Annotated in this window: 13 protein-coding genes; 9 read left to right on the forward strand and 4 right to left on the reverse strand. The window is 43.5% G+C overall.

From position 1 onward, the window contains the following. The first annotated feature begins 201 nt into the window (after positions 1–201). Both ACM0OZ_RS11515 and ACM0OZ_RS11520 read left to right on the forward strand, forming a co-directional pair. Positions 202–939 carry a cupin domain-containing protein gene (locus tag ACM0OZ_RS11515; protein WP_414582977.1) on the forward strand — a complete coding sequence of 246 codons (738 nt, stop codon included), beginning with the start codon at positions 202–204 and terminating at the stop codon, positions 937–939. Positions 940–1,053: 114 nt separating this feature from the next. Beyond that, positions 1,054–3,666: an ABC transporter substrate-binding protein gene (locus ACM0OZ_RS11520; protein WP_414582978.1), complete on the forward strand. Its 2,613-nt coding sequence runs from the start codon at positions 1,054–1,056 to the stop codon at positions 3,664–3,666. Positions 3,667–3,864: 198 nt separating this feature from the next. Here the strand turns inward: ACM0OZ_RS11520 and ACM0OZ_RS11525 are convergent, their stop codons facing one another. After that, positions 3,865–5,841 carry a response regulator gene (locus ACM0OZ_RS11525; protein ID WP_414582979.1) on the reverse strand — a complete coding sequence of 659 codons (1,977 nt, stop codon included), beginning with the start codon at positions 5,839–5,841 and terminating at the stop codon, positions 3,865–3,867. Between the two features lie 1,070 nt (positions 5,842–6,911). Between ACM0OZ_RS11525 and ACM0OZ_RS11530 the strand changes: the two genes are divergently transcribed. Further along, positions 6,912–8,243, forward strand: coding sequence for a YcjF family protein (locus tag ACM0OZ_RS11530; RefSeq protein WP_414582980.1), 1,332 nt, complete (start codon positions 6,912–6,914; stop codon positions 8,241–8,243). Positions 8,244–8,489: 246 nt separating this feature from the next. Here ACM0OZ_RS11530 and ACM0OZ_RS11535 read toward each other — a convergent pair whose 3' ends face one another. Beyond that, positions 8,490–12,500, reverse strand: coding sequence for an AAA-like domain-containing protein (locus tag ACM0OZ_RS11535; protein ID WP_414582981.1), 4,011 nt, complete (start codon positions 12,498–12,500; stop codon positions 8,490–8,492). Positions 12,501–12,534: 34 nt separating this feature from the next. Further along, positions 12,535–14,079, reverse strand: a complete 1,545-nt coding sequence (locus ACM0OZ_RS11540) for an AAA-like domain-containing protein (RefSeq protein WP_414582982.1) — start codon at positions 14,077–14,079, stop codon at positions 12,535–12,537. Between the two features lie 392 nt (positions 14,080–14,471). Here ACM0OZ_RS11540 and ACM0OZ_RS11545 point away from each other — a divergent pair, with 392 nt between their 5' ends. From ACM0OZ_RS11545 to ACM0OZ_RS11570, 6 genes are all read left to right on the forward strand, one after another. Further along, positions 14,472–14,654 (forward strand): helix-turn-helix domain-containing protein, encoded by a 183-nt coding sequence (locus tag ACM0OZ_RS11545; protein ID WP_332986994.1) that lies wholly within the window; start codon positions 14,472–14,474, stop codon positions 14,652–14,654. A gap of 133 nt (positions 14,655–14,787) precedes the next feature. Further along, positions 14,788–15,135: a hypothetical protein gene (locus ACM0OZ_RS11550; protein ID WP_414582983.1), complete on the forward strand. Its 348-nt coding sequence runs from the start codon at positions 14,788–14,790 to the stop codon at positions 15,133–15,135. A 66-nt stretch (positions 15,136–15,201) separates the two neighbouring features. Continuing rightward, positions 15,202–15,303, forward strand: a complete 102-nt coding sequence (locus ACM0OZ_RS11555) for a transposase (protein ID WP_414583042.1) — start codon at positions 15,202–15,204, stop codon at positions 15,301–15,303. 621 nt (positions 15,304–15,924) lie between these two features. Continuing rightward, positions 15,925–16,302 carry a hypothetical protein gene (locus ACM0OZ_RS11560; RefSeq protein ID WP_414582984.1) on the forward strand — a complete coding sequence of 126 codons (378 nt, stop codon included), beginning with the start codon at positions 15,925–15,927 and terminating at the stop codon, positions 16,300–16,302. Between the two features lie 59 nt (positions 16,303–16,361). Further along, a complete protein-coding gene (locus tag ACM0OZ_RS11565) occupies positions 16,362–16,922 on the forward strand; it encodes a hypothetical protein (RefSeq protein WP_332986991.1) in 561 nt (186 codons plus the stop codon). A 107-nt stretch (positions 16,923–17,029) separates the two neighbouring features. Beyond that, positions 17,030–17,740, forward strand: coding sequence for a hypothetical protein (locus ACM0OZ_RS11570; protein ID WP_414582985.1), 711 nt, complete (start codon positions 17,030–17,032; stop codon positions 17,738–17,740). 61 nt (positions 17,741–17,801) lie between these two features. Here ACM0OZ_RS11570 and ACM0OZ_RS11575 read toward each other — a convergent pair whose 3' ends face one another. Then, on the reverse strand, positions 17,802–19,052 hold the full coding sequence (locus ACM0OZ_RS11575; RefSeq protein WP_414582986.1) for an RNA-guided endonuclease InsQ/TnpB family protein: 1,251 nt from the start codon (positions 19,050–19,052) through the stop codon (positions 17,802–17,804). Positions 19,053–19,257: the final 205 nt, after the last annotated feature.

A 19,257-nucleotide genomic window follows, 5' to 3' on the forward strand; every position in this document is an offset into this window, starting at 1 on the left:
ATGAACAAAGATACATAGAAAGGCTTGACAAATATGTATTTTACCTGATTTATACTTTACAATCAAATTAAACAGGCTTAAAACAGGCTTAAGTGTATCTTGAGAGAGGTTCAGGGATGCCTCAGAACTATGTTGCCCCCGCTGATGATCGAAGCCATCAGCAGTCCTTCATTCTCAAGCTGTAAATCAAAGCGGAGAGCAATGACAATCAAAGTTTATTCACAGTTAGTTCACGGTAATCTAGCAGAATTTGGTCAAGCTGACTTGCCTCATTCGTTCCTCGGTTGGCACCAAAGGCGACTTCATCTACCCAACACGGGCACTCACTTTGGCTTTGTCTATCAAGGAAACCCTATTTTGTATCGCCACACAAGAGAACAAGAATTTAAACTCTATCCAGGGATGTATTTCAGCCTGCCTGGGGAAGGTTGGATTGGTAGCGAAGATTCCTCTGGTTTTGTGGTCACTTGCCCAGATTATTGTGGGACGTTTAGTATTGGGGGTCCGATTGAGCCAACAGGTAGATTTGCATATATTGATGGCGGAACAGATAGTCTCTTGATTCCGCCATTTATATTAGGTGCTCCTTGCTTGAATGCCCTTTACTTTCCTCCTGTAACCGACCAAACAATGCATACGCATCCTAGTTACCGTTTGGGCATGGTTATAGCAGGTGTGGGTGAGTGTGAAACACCACAAGGAATTACGCCTTTTTTACCTGGGGTAATTTTTTTCATTCCAACTGGGGAGGAGCATAAGTTCCGCACTCTGGATGAGAAGTTAACGCTGGTTGTGTTTCACCCTGACAGTGATTTTGGGTTCACGCACCATAATCACCCGATGCTAAATCGAACTATTGTGACTGGGGTAAGTGCTTCGCAACTCCCGCAGATTCAAACTAAGAATTTTGGTTCTACACCAGAGAACATCGAGCAATAGCAAAAGTCACAAAATAAAAGTGATCGTGCACCTACCAAGAGATATACAAAAAATAATAAAAATCCTAACTACTCATCCGCAAAACTTGGCTTCAACCTCTATTTCGCAACCTCCATGAGCAAGCTTGTTGTATTAAATATTGACGAAGGTAGTTTTGAGCAAGGTTTTCCCGTCAAACTAGAAATCGGAGAAGATGGTCAAATACACCACAAAATACCAGGCAGGCTCCCTCCAGCCCCCGAACTACCTGGATTATATGACGCTCTGACAAAAAGATACTACGCGTTAGGGAAAACCAGGCAAATCAATCTACCTTCCGCTCAGACTACAAATTCCTCATTGCTAGAAGACTGCCAAGAAGCAGCCAGAACATTGGAGAATTCCTTGCGCGAATGGTTTGACCAACTCCCTTGGCAAAAGTTGCAGGTGCGAATTGAGGAAAATGTACAACTCCATGAATCAGTACGGATAATTTTCTATACAGATAATTTGTACCTGAAAAAACTTCCCTGGCATTTGTGGGAGTTGTTTAACACACGACCTTACGCGCAATTTGCCCTAAGTGCTAGGTATGCACCGCCTTGTAAGCCGCTTAAACCTCCAGTGAAAATTTTAGCAATCTTTGGTGGTAGCCAGGGACTTGATTTAGAGCCAGACCAACGATTACTGAGGCAATTAAAACGCCGGGGAGCGGAAGTTACTGAGCTAAGACAACCATGTCTAAAGCAACTGAGTGATAAGCTGTGGGAGAAACATTGGGACATTCTCTTTTTTGCAGGGCATAGTTGCAGTCAGTTAGAGAGTCATACTGGAGCAATTCAAATCAATGACACTGAAACTCTTTCACTGAAGAAGCTAAAGAAGGGCTTGAAAACTGCGGTGAAAAAGGGGTTGAAGTTAGCAATTTTCAATTCCTGTGATGGGTTGGGTTTGGCTGCACAATTAACCGATGTGGAAGTTCCACAAATGATTGTCATGCGGGAACCTATACCTGACGAAGTAGCGCGGCAATTTTTGAAATACTTCTTAAAAGCTTTTTCAAATGGTAAATCTTTGTACTTAGCAATGCGAGAAGCACGCGAACGCTTAGAAGAATTGATGGAAGACGACAATCCCTGTGCTTCCTGGCTCCCTATTATTTGTCAAAATCCGTCAGCAAAGCCACTACTGTGGCCCAAAAAGTTATGGGTTTTTCTGTTCAGTGTTAGGAAAGTAGCACTTGTGATAGGAGTAGCGATCGCACTGGCATTCTTAGTCTACACAAAGACAAGTCATTACCCCAAACCTGTTGAACCAATAAATCGACCGCAGCCAGTAACAGTACAACCTCAACTTTTGCCAAACAACTTTAGTCAGGGAGAAAAGATTCTCCTTGTCTCCAATACTAATCCTGACAAACAAGCTGGGGTAAAAGCTTTTGCTGCTAACAACTTTGCTCAAGCTATTCAAGACTTCCACAAATTTCTCAAGAAAAATTCTCATGACCCAGAAACACTTATTTACCTCAACAATGCTGTGAGTCATGAACCGACAAAAATTAAAGAACTTCCCGTTCCCAAAAGTGCCAGTTCAAAGACTTGTTTTGTCAGTCAAAATACTCAAAATCCTCTCAACATTGCCATTAGTGTTCCTATCGGCACTGATTCCCGCATGGCACAAGAAATATTGCGAGGAGTTGCCCAAGCTCAAAATGAGATTAACTGCACGGGTGGAATTCATGGCAAACTCTTGCAGGTGACAATTGCTGATGATGAAGGTAAGCCAGACCTTGCTGAAAAAGTAGCTCAGAAACTAGTAGAAACGAATATCTTAGCAGCCATAGGTCATTCCTCTACTGGTGCTATTCTCAAAGCAGGAACGGTATACGACAAGAAACTTGTGGTTATTTCTCCTACTAGCACTGCCATTAGACACTCTAAAAATAATCCGGGATTGGATTTTAGTGAGTACGTTTTTCGCACAGCTACCAGTGATGCGATCGCAATTGAAGACCTAATAAAATATATGGTACAACAATCAGGCTACAAAAAAGCTGTGATTGTTTTTAATCCTAAAGGTCAGTACAGCAATTCTTTTGCTTTAGCTTTCCAAAGGCAACTGAAATTAAAAGGTGGTCAGGTAGTTGACGGTGGGAATGCGTGTCATCTTGGCGCTGATTTCGACGCACATACTTGTGTAACAACAGCCGCAAAACAAGCACAGGTGCTACTACTCGTCCCGGAATTTAACGAAGCCGATCAGGCTTTGCAAATTTTCAATGCTAATAATGGCACTAAGAAATTGACGCTACTTGGTGGAGATGTGATGTATAGTCACAAAATTCTGGGACAAGGTCAAGCTGCTGAACATTTGGTGGTTGCTGTCCCTTGGCATCGAAAGCAGTCTAACCCAACAAGTGAATTTGAACTCGATGCTGAATCATTGTGGGGTTCTTTTGAGGTGAACTGGCGCACAGCAACAGCATACGATGCCACTCAGGTGATTGCTGAAGGTTTGAGGAGGATTAGCAAAGATAATCTTACTCCTGAAGAATTAAAACAAGAATTAAAACGAGTATTGTCTGCGCCTGGTTTTGTCGCCAAGGGCGCTACTGGAGAAGTAGAATTTGACGAGACGGGCGATCGCAAAGTTGATGCCAAAACTGATACTCGTGTTGGGGTTTTAGTGGAAGTTCAACCCGCGCGTCAAAGTCAATATGGCTATGATTTTGTGCTGCTGCAACAGTAACATAACCTGAATTCAATTCAGCAATAATGTTATATTTTTGACATCCCTAGAAGAATATTGTAGCTTGTCACTTCATCAAACCATAGCGCAATTCAATTGAATGAAGTAATTATTTATCTGTGTCCCATGAGTGTCCATCTGTGGTTCATTATTTCTTTGTATACCTTACAAGGGTTGCAAAACCGCTATATATGGTCGCTAATGAATTGCTGGGTTTTTCGATTTCTGGTAAAGAATGCTGTGTAAAGCTTGCAATAATTCCTTTGTCGTGTAAGGCTTAGAAAGAAATGCTTTGACTCCCCTAGTCCCCGCCTGTTTATCACTGGTTACCAGACCGCTGACAGCAATAATCAAGACACCTGAATTCATTTTTTGCAATGCGCTAATGGTGGTTGCTCCATCCAATGACGGCATCATCATATCCACCAACACCAGGCTAATTTCATCTTTGTGTTGAGCATACTGTGCGAGCGCCTCAATTCCATCGCTGGCTGTCAACACTTTGTAATTGTAAGTTTCTAACGAGATTTTGATCGTCTCTAAAATTGGGGCTTCATCATCCACAACCAGAATCAATTCTCCGTTTCCTGTTGGTAGTTCGAGGTTTTCTGCAAGCGGTGTTGCTGTTGCCTCGACTGCTGGCAAGAATACTTTAAATTCAGTTCCTCTTCCGAACTTGCTGTAGACGTTCACAAAACCACCGTGGCTTTTGATAATCCCCCTCACGGTAGAAAGACCCAGCCCTGTACCTTTGCCAAAATCTTTAGTGGTGAAAAACGGCTCGAATATTCTATCCACTATTTCTGGCGGCATACCAACTCCTCTATCTGCAACACTTATCATGATATGAGGACCGACGCTTGCCTCAAGATTCATGCGGGCATAGTGTTCATCAATGAATACATTTTCGGCACAGATACTTAGAGTCCCGCCGCTTGTCATGGCATCGCGAGCGTTGACGACTAGATTCATCAGCACCTGATGTAAGTGTGTGGCATCTCCAACAACAGCCCAAAGGTCTGACTTTATATTCGTGGAAAATTCGATGGATTTGGGAAATGTTTCTTGGACAATCTGCTTAATTTCCGAGAACAAGTGACTCACTTGCACAATCGTCCGCTTACCTTCGACTCCACGTGCAAACTGTAGCACTTGCTTGACCAAACCCGCCCCACGTTTAGCGTTAGTTTCTATTGTCTGAAACATCTGCTGACTCCGCTCATCAGTATTGGGGAGTTTTAGCTGCAGGAGTTGCGCTGCCGTCAGAATTGGAGTGAGTATGTTGTTGAGGTCATGTGCAATACCGCCAGCAAGTGTGCCAATGCTCTCCAGTCGCTGCGCCCGGAGAAACTGTGCTTCAAGTTGTTTTTTCTGTGTAATGTCAGTGTTGACTGTAAGAATTGATTGAGGTTGCCCATGTTGATCGCGCATCAAAGTCCACCGACTGGCAACAATAATCTCTTTACCTTCCTTGTGTACCTGAGTCAACTCACCTTGCCACGATTCACACTCAACTAAACTTTCCTGAATATTTTGCAGTTGAGATATTTCGGCTGGATACAGAAGCTGATTTATATTTTTGCCGATCGCCTCTATTGCCTTCCATCCGTATAAATTTTCAGCCCCTTTGTTCCAAAAACGGATTCGGTTGTCCAAGTCTTTAACAACAATTGCATCTGTCGTGATATCGAGTAGCGCAGCTTGTTCGCGCAGTTTCTCCTCTACCCGTGTGCGTTCCGAAATTTCCACCTCCAAACGCAGATTTTGCTGTTGAAGTGTTTTAGTCAGGTTTGCAATCCTCAGATGGAGTTCAATACGGGCTAAAACCTCTTCATGCTGAAGCGGTTTGGTGATGTAATCCACTGCACCAAGACTCAAGCCTTTGACCTTATCCACTGTTTCCGAAAGTGCGGTCATGAAGATGATCGGAATATCTTTTGTTGAGTCATTAGCTTGCAGACGGCGGCAAGTTTCAAAACCGTCTATCCCCGGCATAAGTACATCCAACAGAATCAGGTCGGGTGGCGCATATTCTGCTCGTGCGATCGCACTTTCGCCATCTTCTGCAACTAAAACTGTAAATCCAGAGTCAGCTAAAAAATCGAACAGTATTTCTAAATTGGTGGGAGTGTCATCAACGATTAAAATGGCGCTTTTGTCAGTCAAATCAGTCATAAAACTTTTCTTATTCAATGTAGCATCTGTTGGCAAGCTGGTGCAAGATGTGAATTGATAAACTCCAGGATTTGTTTTCCTCTGCCAGTTTGTTTTAGTGGCATATAAGCGACGGTGTCTTCAAGCAAATTCCGATGGCTAATGCTCTGATTTTCAAGGTAGGTTTAATGAAATGCTGGATGAATGCATCGATTCTAAATTTTGATCTCATTTGACTTCTATAATCTCATCAATTTTTTACATATGTTTTCGCCATATACTCGTTTTTGTAACTGAAAGTAAAATTCTGTTACTAAATTTTAACTTCTTAGAAGTAAATGCTCACACTTAATATCAAATTCTGTTACTAAATTTTAACTATTTAGAAGTAAATGCTCAGACTTATAGCAATCATATTTGATTTGTGAGAATTGAAAGCCACAGATCCCCGACTTCGTAAAAGTTGTCGGGGATCTTGTTTCTCACGAATGATTTAGGATTGCTATAATATCAAATTCTGTAAACAAATAAATACATTCGCTTGTACCAATTGCTTTTCAAAAAAATATAAAACTTATAATAAGTTTATCATAAATGAGTTTTAATACTTTTAAAATTTCACTTTTGAGTTTGAGCAGGATTCTTTTAGGCACGACGTTCAGCGGAACGTGGATTAGTTTCCAATGTAAAGATAAAGCCTTACTTTTTTCAGGTTATAAACAAAATATTCAGCAAACAAGAGTTGCTCAAAGTGGAATTTGCATTTTTTCTCCATAGCTCTTGGGAGTGAGTATAGCAATCCTATTTGATTTGTGTTGGCACAAGCCTGCTCCAAAGGAACTTACGCTCTTCGCGTACGCGAAGGGAGCGTGCGGTAAAATTTGAGAGTAGAGCCAAAAAGTTGCCCAAAGATAAGCTGACGGTGTAGGAGCTTGTTTGCTATGCTTGGTCAAGGGATTGGCGAATAGGAAGTTCTTTGGGACGTGCGTGTGAGGAACTTTTGGGTATAACAATCTCAATGGTCAACCCTATGAAACGTCCTGAATGATAGACAAAGTGTAGTTAGAATAAAATCTACCTTTTGGATGCCCATGACTGAACAACGTGACGTTGACTCATCGTCGGCTGATTCTCAAGAGTTTAGTGAACCGACGGATGATGTGACGCTCAAGTCGGTCGATGATTCCTGGACAAGCCGCATTACTGGTGTCTGGAATAACGCAACAGCACGCTTGACGCAACTTCTACCAACAGAGCAAGTGGTACAGACCGTTGTGAAATGGTTTAGCGTCAGCGAAGATCAGGTTGCAGAGATTTTGGAGAGAGTTCGCGCAGAACTGCCAACCACAGAAGCCCTCTTGATTGGTAAGCCCCAAGCCGGAAAAAGTTCAATTGTGCGGGGACTGACAGGAGTTTCTGCGGAGATTGTCGGGCAGGGATTTCGTCCGCACACACAACACACCCAGCGCTACGCCTACCCTTCGGGCGACCTACCGTTACTCATTTTTACAGATACGGTTGGATTGGGCGATGTGAACCAGGACACTCAGGTGATCATTCAGGAACTGGTTGGAGATTTGCAACAGAAGAACCGTCACGCCAAAATCTTGATTCTGACGGTCAAAATTAATGATTTTGCGACTGACACACTGCGACAAATTGCTGCTCAGCTGCGTGAGAAATATCCAGACATTCCCTGTCTGCTGGCGGTGACTTGCTTGCATGAGGTGTATCCTCCCGGTACAGGCGATCATCCGGCATATCCACCAGACTATGAGGAGGTGAACCGAGCATTCGCCGCAATGCAGGAAGCTTTTGCAGGACTATGCGATCGCTCTCTATTGATTGACTTTACCCTGGAAGAGGACGGCTACAATCCTGTATTTTATGGCTTAGAGGCGCTGAGGGATATCTTGGCAGATCTACTCCCCGAAGCTGAAGCGCGGGCGATTTATCAGTTATTAGATGAGGACACTGGCAGACAAATCGGTGACCTTTACCGGGATGTTGGACGCCGTTACATTTTGGTATTTGCTATCATATCAGCCACGCTCGCAGCTGTGCCGCTGCCCTTTGCGACGATGCCAGCACTGACAGCGTTGCAAGTGTCGATGGTGGGGGTGCTGGGGAAATTGTATGGACAGACGCTGACTCCATCGCAGGCGGGGGGTGTTGTCAGTGCGATCGCCAGTGGCTTCTTAGCACGAGCAGTCGGACGTGAATTACTCAAATTCGTGCCAGGTTTCGGCAGTGTGATAGCAGCTTCCTGGGCAGCCGCCTACACCTGGGCACTGGGCGAAGGGTCTTGTGTTTACTTTGGTGACTTAATGGGGGGCAAGAAACCTGATCCTCAAAAGATTCAGTCTGTGATGCAAGAAGCCTTTGAGTCAGCAAAAGAACGGTTTAAGGGAATTAAGCGTTGAGAACATCTGTGCTGTGTTATTTGAGTAACAGCACAGATGCTTTTTGAAGAAGAAGTCATTCGTCAGAATGCAATTAATGGGGGATTCTGACCCTTTAATTTGCACGAACTGGACGGGCAGGACAGCAGGGCGAACGCATCTAAAATCAAGTATTTCGGAGTCGGTCGCTCTAAACCTTGATAACTTCGTTGCCTAAATTTTTAATCAACCATGAAATAACTTGATGAAATTCTTTGGCTAACAGGCTTAACCGGATGTATTCGAGTAGGCTGGAGGAATCGTTTTTTCCACCTGACAAAGAGATTGACGATCGCTCAAATCTGGATGTGATCGCAAATAATCTCGTATCCACATACAACCAGAGTGCAATATCTGGTTATTATCCAAGACGCGATCGAGTTGCCAAAGAATCACAATATCATCTAACCCGGCAGATGCTAGCAATGCTCCCTGATTATGAGTAGCGGGGTAAAATGCAACATTCAATGCTCGCTGTTCATGTCCTTCCAGAGTAGCGTGCAAGATGCCATCTAGCGACCACAGTTTCACAGTATTATCCCAACCGGCAGAGGCTAGGACAGTACCCCAGTTGTCGGGGAGTCCAGAATGGGGGGGAATGAAGGTGATACCATTTACCCGATCTGTGTGGGCGGGAATGGTGCGAATTAATTTACCGTCTAACGACCACAGTTTAATTGTCGTGTCTTCGCTGGCTGTAGCAACAAACTTTCCATCAGGACTAAAGGCGACATCCCAAATAGTCTCGTTATGACTTTTCAGGGTAAATTGCGGCTGAGATGGAAACTTCCCGTTTGCATTCCTGTGCCAGAGGCGAAGAAACGTATCTCGACCGCCGATCGCTAACCATTGGTTATCATGGCTAAATGTTCCAGCATTGAGGCGATCGCGGTTTTTAGGTAGGGACTCACTCAGGGTTTGGATCAAAGTGCCATCCTGCTTCCAGAGTTTGGCTGTACCGTCCCAACTGATGGAAGCTATTTCTAGCCCGTCGGGACTAAACACCACATCCCGCACTGTTGCGTTATGGGCTGAGATCGTTTTTAAGGGTTTTCCCTGCATCGTCCATAAAGTCAAGGAACCATCATCGCTACCTGCGGCGATCGCCTTCCCATCTGGGCTGATATCCACTGACCAAACCTGTCCCGGTGGCGGGGTTAAGGTGTTGAGCAGTTGTCCGGCTCGATTCCACAGCTTAATGGTGCCGTCAGCACTAGAGGAAACGATTGTTTGCCCATCAGGGCTAATCGGCGTGTGCCAAACAGAGGCACGATGACCCCGCAATACAGTGAGAATATCGCTTTGCCGCTGCCACAGCCGCACCAAGTTGTCTTCACCACCGGAAATCAAACGACGACCATCGGCACTGAAAGCTACTTCCCATGTACCGTTAATATGGGCATACAGGGTTTGATTGACAGTTCGAGCGCTGTTCCAAAACTTAATTGTGTTATCCCAACCAGCTGAAGCGAGGGTTTGTCCATCGGGGCTAAAGGCGAGAGTCACCACGCTGCTGTCGTGTTCTGTGGCAGTTTCCAATAAAGTGCCAGTGACAGTCCACCAGATAACATTACCAATCCAGTCTCCAGCTACCAGGGTTTGACCATCGGGGCTGAAGGTGACACTCATCAGACGGTTTTTGCCTTTTTTGGATGCGATGGGATTATTCAGTGTCCGAATTTTCTTACCCTGCAAATTCCAGAGGATGAGAGTATTATCAGCACTGACCGAGGCTAGGATGTTAGCATCAACAGGACTAAACGCCACCTTTGAAACTGCACCGCTGTGTCCCTTGAAAGTGCGAATCAAGCTGCCGTCGATGCCCCAAAGTTTTACTGTCCTGTCGTTACTAGCCGAGGCAATCCATTGTCCGTTAGGGCTGACGGCGAGCGATTGCACCGAATCTTGATGTCCGTTGAGTGTTTTAACCAGTGTACCGTCCAGCTTCCACAGTCGCACCGTGCCATCTTGCCCAGCCGAAACCAGTCTATCGCCTTTGGGAGTAAAGGTGACATCAAAGACTTCTCCTTTGTGACCGCTGAGTACTTTTACCAATGTGCCATCACTTTTCCACAAAGTAATTTTACCCTGTTGGTGAGCAGCAGCGATTGTCTGTCCGTCGGTATTGATGGCAACACCCCGCACTTTTCCCTGTTCACCGTTTAGGCGGTTGCGTTCAATGACTTGAAAGGTGGCACGGCGCAATTCTCGATCTACCTTGGTAACTAATTCAGCAGGCACATCCGCTAATTTGCTCAATCGAGTCTGGGCTTTGATGGCACTGACTAAAGCATCTAATCGATTCCCAGAGGCAAACTGAGCTTCCGAGACGTTAGCGATCGCTTCAATTTCTCGGAGAGTGGCTTGATGTCTTTGAGCGAAGGCATACATTCCCAAGAAACTGGCGACGACGAAAGCAATACTAACAGTCCCCAGTAACCACTTTTGCAAGCGACTGGCACGTTTTTCTTGTTGCAGTCGCTTTTCAACTTCTTGCAGTCGCCGGAATTCTTCTTGTCGTTTCAAATCATCTAAGTCGGTGCTGGTGCCAAACCACTTGACTACCTGTCCGCTTCCATCCTTGATGGGAATCGCCCGATTGAGAAACCAGCGATAGTTTCCCGCGACATCTTGTATTCTCAGTTGCACTTCATAAGGTGAGTTAGTTTCTAGGGAATATTTCCAAGCGACAAGGCTATTGGGGCGATCTTCAGGATGAACCAAATCCAGGCGTTTCCAATCTGTCACCTCCGAAAGCGATCGCCCCAAAAAGCTACTTAAGTGCTGGTTGCTATAAGACAGCCTACCATCTGGCTCTACAATCCATACCATCTGGGGCATTGCTTCTGCTAGTTGCCGAAAGAACCTTTCGCTTTCTTGCTGCGCCGCAAATTGCCGCCGGATTTCTTGCTGTTCTGCATCCTGACTGGCAGCCAGAAATTGGTAATCTAAATCGCTGAGGCTTTTGTTTTGCGCCCACTTTTGGGCATCAATTAGAGCTTGTCCCCGTAAAAGCCGGGATGTATCCTGTTTTTGAGAAGCAATCCAAGCTGATACTGTTTCATAGTAGGGACATAGTTGATTTAATTGTGCTTCTACCCATTCCCGATTAAAAACGTCTTGATATATGCGATTGCGGATTTGCAAATATCCTTGATATTTAACTACCAAACCAGAAAGCAGCAGTTCTATCTGTTCTCGACTGTCGTCGGCTGCTACGGGAATAGCTTGTAAAAGTTGCTGATAGATTCCGAGTAATCTACTAATGCGTTGAGTATTGTAAAGCAGGCGATTGCGAATTGTGCGTAAATGCTCTGGTTCGTCTTGAGATTCCCAATTGTTAATGATTTGCGATCGCACTAAACACTCTATCCAATCTGCTTCTTTACCTGGTGCAATTTCCAAAGGTGGGCTAGTTTTGCCGTTGTTACTTTCTAGATTCATCCCTTGGCTGTAATGCTGTTGCTTGGTTATTACCACCAACTGACATAATTTTTGCGTTAGAAATGGCTGTCCATTAGTCCAAGCAATAATTTCTTTAAATACCCTTTGGGGATTGTTCACAACTTGCTCTAATCCCACTACCAGAGGTTGAGCCTCTGCTAATGTAAACCCTTCTAAATTAATAGCAACACCTATATTAAAAGGTGTTTTGAGTTTATTTTGAATTAAATCAGAGGGAGTTGCAACTCCAAATAAAGCAAAACCCAGTCGTTCGTATTCAGGATTATGGACTCTTTGTTGATAACAAGCCCGAATCCACGCATAGAAATCATCTATGCCAAAGCTTAATTGCAGCAAGCTATCAATTTCATCAATGAAAATAAAAATCCGATTGTTACTCAGATTGACTAGCAAAATATCTTCAATAAAATTGCCCAAGCGTTGTATGAGTGAAAACTCAGTTTGTTCTTGCCACCAAGCTGCAAAATCGATTTTCTTAGCTAATCCAAAACTATGCAGCAAGCGGACAATTATCCCTTTATAAAATTGTGTTTGGGTGAGTTCTTGGCTATATATTTGCGTAATATCAATGTAAGCACAACTAAAGCCTTCATTTTGTAATCGTTGCTTGGTATGTACCAGTAGTGAAGATTTGCCTATTTGACGACAGTTGAATACATAGCAAAATTCCCCCGCTTTCAGGGCTGTATAAAGCTCAATATCTGCTTGTCTATTAACATAGTTAGCAGCATTAGCATTTAGACAACCACCAACTTTATAAATGCTTTTGTTCATAATAGCAAATCATAATTTGCTGAACTTTGTTTAATTATGACATCAGATATTTTTTAAAGAAGTCTCGATATAATTGGCAACTAATTACCCATTTTTGTTGTTGCAATTGAATTAACCCCATATTTTCTAATTGGTAGGCAGTTAACATATCTAAATCGATATTTTTATCTTTTGTTAAAAAGATTTTCATAGTATCTAATAATTGGGTATTTTTTTGTAATTTATTTAATAAGTTTTGTAAATATTGACGATAAATTCCTACTTCTGTGATTGCTGTTTGCAAAATCTCTTCTAAGGTTAATTTATGATAGAGCAGGTGATAAAGAGTAATATTTAGTAATGCTGGATGTCCCCCGATTAATTCCATTAATTGCTGCACTTGCTTGTTTTGTTGCCAATCAATTCCATAGCGGTTGGCTAACTCAATTACTTGCTCAGAAGTAAATTCTGATAATTTCAATGGTAGCCCAATGTTAAAAGGAGATTGATTAATTTCAATAGAAAGACAAACATCTGTTGAATAAACAATCACCAAACGCAGCTTTGTCCATACTTCATCCTGTTGCGCTTCTTCTTGCCACGAACGTAACAGAGGTAAAAATTCATTGGCTAGATCGGGATATTCAAAAATACGCTGAACTTCGTCTAATACTAATAGTAAAGGTTTTTCTAAAGGTGCAAGCAAACATTCTTTTAGATAAAGAGTGCAGCTGAGTTTACTACCTATTTCTTCGTCCCAATGTTTATCGACATTAAATTCTCTGCCTAGTTGACGAGCAATACTAGCAGCTAACCATTGCATGAATAATTGAGGTTTTCGCAAAACATCAATATCAACTTGAGCGATATTGATTTTTGCAGTTTCATACCCTAACATTCTGGTATGAGCTACAATCCGCAACATCAGAGAAGTTTTACCCATGCCTCGACAACCTTGAATGCGAATGACGCATCCCGGTTGCGTGATTTCTTGATATGCTAATTCTTCTAATGGAGGACGAGGAATATAGAATTTAGAATCTAAAGATAAAGGAGCGCAGGGATATTTTATATATTCACTAATCTTTGTTCCATCGTTGTAATCGCTCTGTTTGTTGAGTGTCATTTCACTCTTAATTTTCTCTTCACCGAGAAAGACGGAAACAATTTGAGATGGTGCAGTATTTGGTGTGATTGTTTGTTTTTCCCCCGACAATTCACTTTCTGGTAATAAATCTGCATTAGCTGAATTGTCAGATAAATCTCGATCTATCAGTTGTCTATCTTCTGGCGAATATTCCCGCAGAAAATCCATATCATTGGCATCATAGAGGGTGTAGTCATCTTCATGCAACACTAAATCAAAAGCACTAAAGCAGATTCTCAGGGTACGCGGATCTATCCTCGAATTCAAAGACCATAAACGGCTTAAACTAGAGGTAGAAATTCCAATGCGATCGCTTAATTCTACTTGGGTAAAACGTTTACTTCCTCTTTTTTGTCTCTCTTCTTCTAAAATTGCAGTTTGCAATCTCTTCATCCCGACAGCAGTTAGAACTACTCCTCTTTTTCGCAGTGATTTATTTTTGTCTTCTTTCATTTCTAAATGAAAATTTTAACTTGTTTTCATATTAATTTTGCTCAAAAGCGGTTTCCAGCCTTAAGTGACGTATATGATGTTTTAATGGATGTAATCTAAATATTACCAGATATCTGCAACAGCTTAACTGATGTAAGTGAAGTTTTTGAACTGGGAAAAAATCAATTGATTTTTTAAGTAGGTCAACCAAAAAAAACGTAAAATAAATAGACTATAAACATTAAGTGATAAGTGATGCCTAGCGCGTTAAAAATAATACTAACTGCGGAAGAAGACCTGACACTCAAAGAACTCAGCTGTGTAGATAAAGTACCACGTCGAACCAAACAAAGAGCGAGCCTCATTCGGGAGGAGCTTCGCTAACGCTTTGCGCCTCAATGCCCACGGATGGAATGTACCGTACTATTGCAGAGTATTTAGGTTGGGCACAACAAACGGTAAGGCAGACAATTAAACGCTGGCAATTTCAGGGGTTAGGAGGTTTGTGGGAAGCTCGAGGACGTGGAAAAAAGAGAACTTGGCATGAAGTTGATTGGCAAGTAGTAGAAGAATGCTTGGGACAAAATCGCCGATGAGCGTACTCGGCAGCTAAGTCAAAAGCTATTTGAGGAACGACAAATCGAACTAGGAGCCGAACAAATCAGGCGACTACTCAAAAAAAGGGGTGGTGTTGGAAACGTATCCGCTACTGTCCGACTTTAAGTCCGAATGCAGAATATTTACAAGCTAAACGCCAAGATTGGGAATTACTCAAGAAGAAGGGCACAATTAGGATTGGTTTGTTTAAAGTACTTGGATGAATCTGGTTGTTACTGCACTAGTCCCACTGATTACACTTATGGACGTAGGGGAGAGCAAAAACGTATTCGACAAAATAGACGACGTGGTAGACGGATAAACATCTTCGGTATTTGGGAGCCGAAATCTAGCTTTGATTACGCTTTGATGCTTGGAACATTGAAAGCACCAACCTATGTCCAACTCATGGATTGGCAAGCTGAATTTGCTGCACACCGCTTACTAGAAACTGGACTTTTTTACCGTAATTATTCATGATAATGCCTCTGTTCACAAAAGTCTTTTGGCTCGCCAGCAGCATCAACGTTGGCACTCAGCTTGCGGTTGTACATCTTTTTTCTACCTCCTTATAGCCCACAAATGAATCGCATTGAAGACGAATGGTTGCATCTCAAGCGCTCCGGAGCTTGCCGCCCAAGTTTTTGAGGATGAATATGAAGAGCGCGTTAAGCGTTCGCGCAGCGTGCGCCTTTGGCGCTTAGCTCTGCCGTAGGCAATCGCTATTATTGAGGGTATAAAAAACAGAGCCGACCAAGGTCAGTACCAAGTTGAGCGTTTTATGTTTAATTAGGTTGACCTACTTAGTAGTGACAAAATAAAACATGATTAAAAAATAATAAGAAAAGTTTTAAATGCCTATGTAATTAAAAACAAAATTTGTATATAAAAATACAGAAACTTTTAAGCAAATGAAGTATTTTATTGCCCAATCCTGAGATTACCAAAACTACAGCCTATATAAGAGTGTTTTCAGGTAATTTGCCTGGAAGTAAGTTAACTGATTTATCTGCACTTGAGGTAAATAAGAAAACATGGGAAATTTGAAGCTGTCTAAAATATTGGCGTTGCTCAATCAGAACTATGAAATTCTAAAATTACTTTTTTTTCCTTCGTAGCTTTGTGCCTTAAAAAGCGGGAACGCCTAAAGACGAATGCTTGAGACAATCGTAACCTACAATTATGTCAAACTTTAACTATCACCCTGACATCTGTGTTCTTGTCCTATCATTAATTATTTCCATTTTTTTAATAACAGGATTGAGCGCCATGAAAAGCGTGAAGAAAAAAATCGTTGCTCTTTGTTTTATCACTGCTGGGAGTCTTTTCTGGAGCATGGAGGGGCTGGTTAGCTCTGCCCAAGCTCAAAGATTTGAACCTGTTTCTATGATCATTTCCCAATCTTCTAAACCTGTCACCTACATGACAGTACAGGACAAAAATACAATCGTCATCCAAATTACGGAGGGGGAATTTCTCTTCCACGGCTATCTGAAGAGAACATCTGGCAATACATTCATTGGCGAAAACGAGCAGGTGCGCGTCATCTATGACCGAGGTACTAAGCAGGTTGTGGTGATTAACAAAAAGACGGGGACTGAGTTTTACAACTACTACTTCTCTGATACCAATGAAGGGGCGCTTTAGGTTAAAGCAATCCAATTTGTAATGATTCTTAAGATTATTTGCACTCTTGAGAAAACAACATGAAAATAAACCGTTTAATTCCGATCGTCGTGAGTTCCCTAATCATCACGATTGCCCTCAATGCCCAGGCTCAAAATGCTGGAGATCCTGTTCGCGGACTTCAAGATTTAGTGAATGTTCGCGGACGAGATGGAGAAGCCATACTCCAAAAGCGGGGCTATAGGTTTCGCTGGGCTGAAAAATCTGATGATTCTACTTATAGCTTTTGGACTCAAACTAAAACCGGTCGGTGCATTAGCGTGAGGACAGAACAAGGTCGCTATGTCTCTCTGGCTGATACCGGAACCACGGCAGATTGCGATCGCGGCGATGCACAAAGTACTCAAAATACGAGCAATTCCTCCCAACCATTGCCAGACCTAATAGGAGCGAGGGCTGGTCAAGCAGAGAGGGAAGTGCGGCGGCGAGGATATACCTATCGCCACAACCAAACAGTGTCAAATAGTTCTGTTGCTTCCTTCTGGACTGAAGGCAACTCAGGCCGTTGTGTAGAAATCGTTACCTCAAACGGTCGCTATAGAAACATCTTTTACGTTGATTGGCATCACTGCGATCAATAATCCCGTTCTGATGTCTAAACTATGATTCGCCGTTAGCCAAACCCCAATTTACCAAACAAGCGTCTTGGTGTTGGTAAGTACCCCCCTTGAAATTAGCCAGAATCTCAATGCAACCAATAAAAAGCTTGCGAATATTAGCCCCTACTATTGTGGGTTTATTAACTCTTACAGTCACTCATCCTGTTAACGCTCAAGCAGTGATTGACACTTTAGACAACGGTAATCTGAGTGTGACTGGTATGAGATCGGGAAGTGGCTGCACAGTCCTTTTTAACCCTCAAGGAGAGATCCTGCAACAAGGACGATCCTGTAGTTCAACAGAAATCCGTAAAGCCCAGGCCGCGATCGATACTTATCTGCGGGAACAAGGCACATCCGATAGTCACAATGACAGATCGGCGCGCCAAAATTTGACGTTGATCTGCTATGGTGAAGGTCGCAAACCGTCTGTTGCAAATCGCTATGGATATGAATGGGACAACCGCCGCCATCGCTACGAACTGAGTAATCGCATAGAGTCAACGACTAGCGACTTCGATTCCGAGGTTCAGGTCGAAATCCGTGATACACTCGGAAAAATCCATCTCGGCGGAAGGCTCATCGCGCCGATCAATTCCGGTGGTGACAATGGATGGTGGACGCTCGAAAACCTTCAGGTTTCGCCCGATCGCATTACGGGAAGATACCGGATGAACGGGCTAAATAAACCGCGTGTCAATATCGACCGGCGCAGCGGCAGGATCGCCATAGATGGGATTGAAAAGTTTCGGGGCGAGTGCAACTCAGGCGATTGGGGCGGCAGCAGAACCCGATTCTAGCCTAGTACGCTATTGGGTTTTTGACATCCTCCCCACGCCTAAAGGCGGGGGATTCCAAGAATCACTTCTTGGGTTTCCTCTTTCCACGACTCGGCTTGTTCTGAGGAATTTCTTCACCAGAATAGAGGTCGATGTCTCCAGAGGCGATTAACGTTCCCGTGTGCCCCACGGTACGGAGTCCTCTCTCAAGTATGTTTCGTGCAGCGTTATGGTCTCTATCTTGAGTATGTCCACAATGCAAACAAGTATGCGTCCTAACACTCAAAGACTTCTTGACGACCTTCCCGCAATTAGAACAGTTTTGGGAGGTGTAGTGGGGCGGAACTGCAACCGTCGCCACACCAAACACTTTTCCAAAATATTCAACCCAACTGCGGAACTGAGTCCACGCTGCATCAGATATCGATTTGGCAAGGTATCTATTCCTCACCATCGAGCGCACCTTCAAGTCCTCATAGACCACCAAGTCGTTAGACTGGACTACGCACCTTGCTGTCTTCACGGCAAAGTCTTTACGCTGCCTACTTACCTTGAGGTGTTTTCTTGCCACCAACAAGCGTGCTTTTACACGGTTCTTGGAACCTTTCTTAGTTCTAGACAAACGACGTTGCAATCGTTTCAACGACTTCTCGCTTTTACGGAGATGACGTGGATTCGCAACCGTGTTGCCGTCAGAATCGGTGTAGAAGTGGTTCAACCCAACATCAATCCCGACGGTCTTAAGTGTCGGTTCTCGTTTCTCCAATCGTTCAAGGTCAATGCAGAATTGGCAATAATAGCCATCTGCACGACGCACGACACGGACGCGCTTGATTTGCTTCAACTGGTGAGCCAGCGCTGCAGGAGGGTCTCCCTCCGTAGGCGACTGGCGGTAGAAATGCAAATCGCGGGTTCCCCACATCTTAAAGGTTCCCGCCTCAAAACCATCGTTCAAGGTAATATAGCGTCTGTCATTAGAAAATTTCCATCCACTGGTCTTGTATTCAACAGAACCGTGTGTTTGTTCTTTCTTAAAGCGTGGATATCCTTTCAATCCTTGCTTATTTTTCTTGCAGTTGTCGTAGAACCGAGATATTGCTGCCCAAGCTCGCTCTGCACTAGCTTGACGAGCCATAGAGTTAAGGTTAGCAGCAAACTCGAATTCTTTTGCAAGGACAGCACAATATGCACTCAAGTCATATTTGTCGATGTCTTTGTTGTCCATCCAGTATCTCAGGCAACTGTTCCGAACAAATCGGGCAGTACGGATAGCTTCATCCAGCTTTCCATACTGCTCGTTTGTTCCTTCCAATTTTGCCTCAAATACCAGCACTTTTACGCTCAACTCTATAGCGTAATTATAGCACAGATATCTTGACGGGGAATAAATTCCCCTAAGCCCTGACGGGCACGCTGCGCGAACGGGTTTCATCCCCATGCATAAATGCAGGGGCTTTCACCCTTCGATTCTCGGTAACAAACTTACCATCTTTTGAAGATGCGGCGGTGTTGGAGTTTTTCGAGAAGTCGTCCCGGAA

The organism is Scytonema sp. PCC 10023, assembly GCF_963920835.1.
In the GTDB taxonomy this organism is placed as follows: domain Bacteria; phylum Cyanobacteriota; class Cyanobacteriia; order Cyanobacteriales; family Nostocaceae; genus Kalymmatonema.

Coding starts and splice junctions, on each gene's coding strand:
- ACM0OZ_RS11515 (WP_414582977.1), top strand. CDS start 202: ATGACAATCAAAGTTTATTCACAGTTAGTTCACGGTAATCTAGCAGAA.
- ACM0OZ_RS11545 (WP_332986994.1), top strand. CDS start 14,472: ATGTACCGTACTATTGCAGAGTATTTAGGTTGGGCACAACAAACGGTA.
- ACM0OZ_RS11540 (WP_414582982.1), bottom strand. CDS start 14,079: ATGAAAGAAGACAAAAATAAATCACTGCGAAAAAGAGGAGTAGTTCTA.
- ACM0OZ_RS11525 (WP_414582979.1), bottom strand. CDS start 5,841: ATGACTGATTTGACTGACAAAAGCGCCATTTTAATCGTTGATGACACT.
- ACM0OZ_RS11520 (WP_414582978.1), top strand. CDS start 1,054: ATGAGCAAGCTTGTTGTATTAAATATTGACGAAGGTAGTTTTGAGCAA.
- ACM0OZ_RS11560 (WP_414582984.1), top strand. CDS start 15,925: ATGAAAAGCGTGAAGAAAAAAATCGTTGCTCTTTGTTTTATCACTGCT.
- ACM0OZ_RS11530 (WP_414582980.1), top strand. CDS start 6,912: ATGACTGAACAACGTGACGTTGACTCATCGTCGGCTGATTCTCAAGAG.
- ACM0OZ_RS11535 (WP_414582981.1), bottom strand. CDS start 12,500: ATGAACAAAAGCATTTATAAAGTTGGTGGTTGTCTAAATGCTAATGCT.
- ACM0OZ_RS11565 (WP_332986991.1), top strand. CDS start 16,362: ATGAAAATAAACCGTTTAATTCCGATCGTCGTGAGTTCCCTAATCATC.
- ACM0OZ_RS11570 (WP_414582985.1), top strand. CDS start 17,030: ATGCAACCAATAAAAAGCTTGCGAATATTAGCCCCTACTATTGTGGGT.
- ACM0OZ_RS11550 (WP_414582983.1), top strand. CDS start 14,788: ATGCAGAATATTTACAAGCTAAACGCCAAGATTGGGAATTACTCAAGA.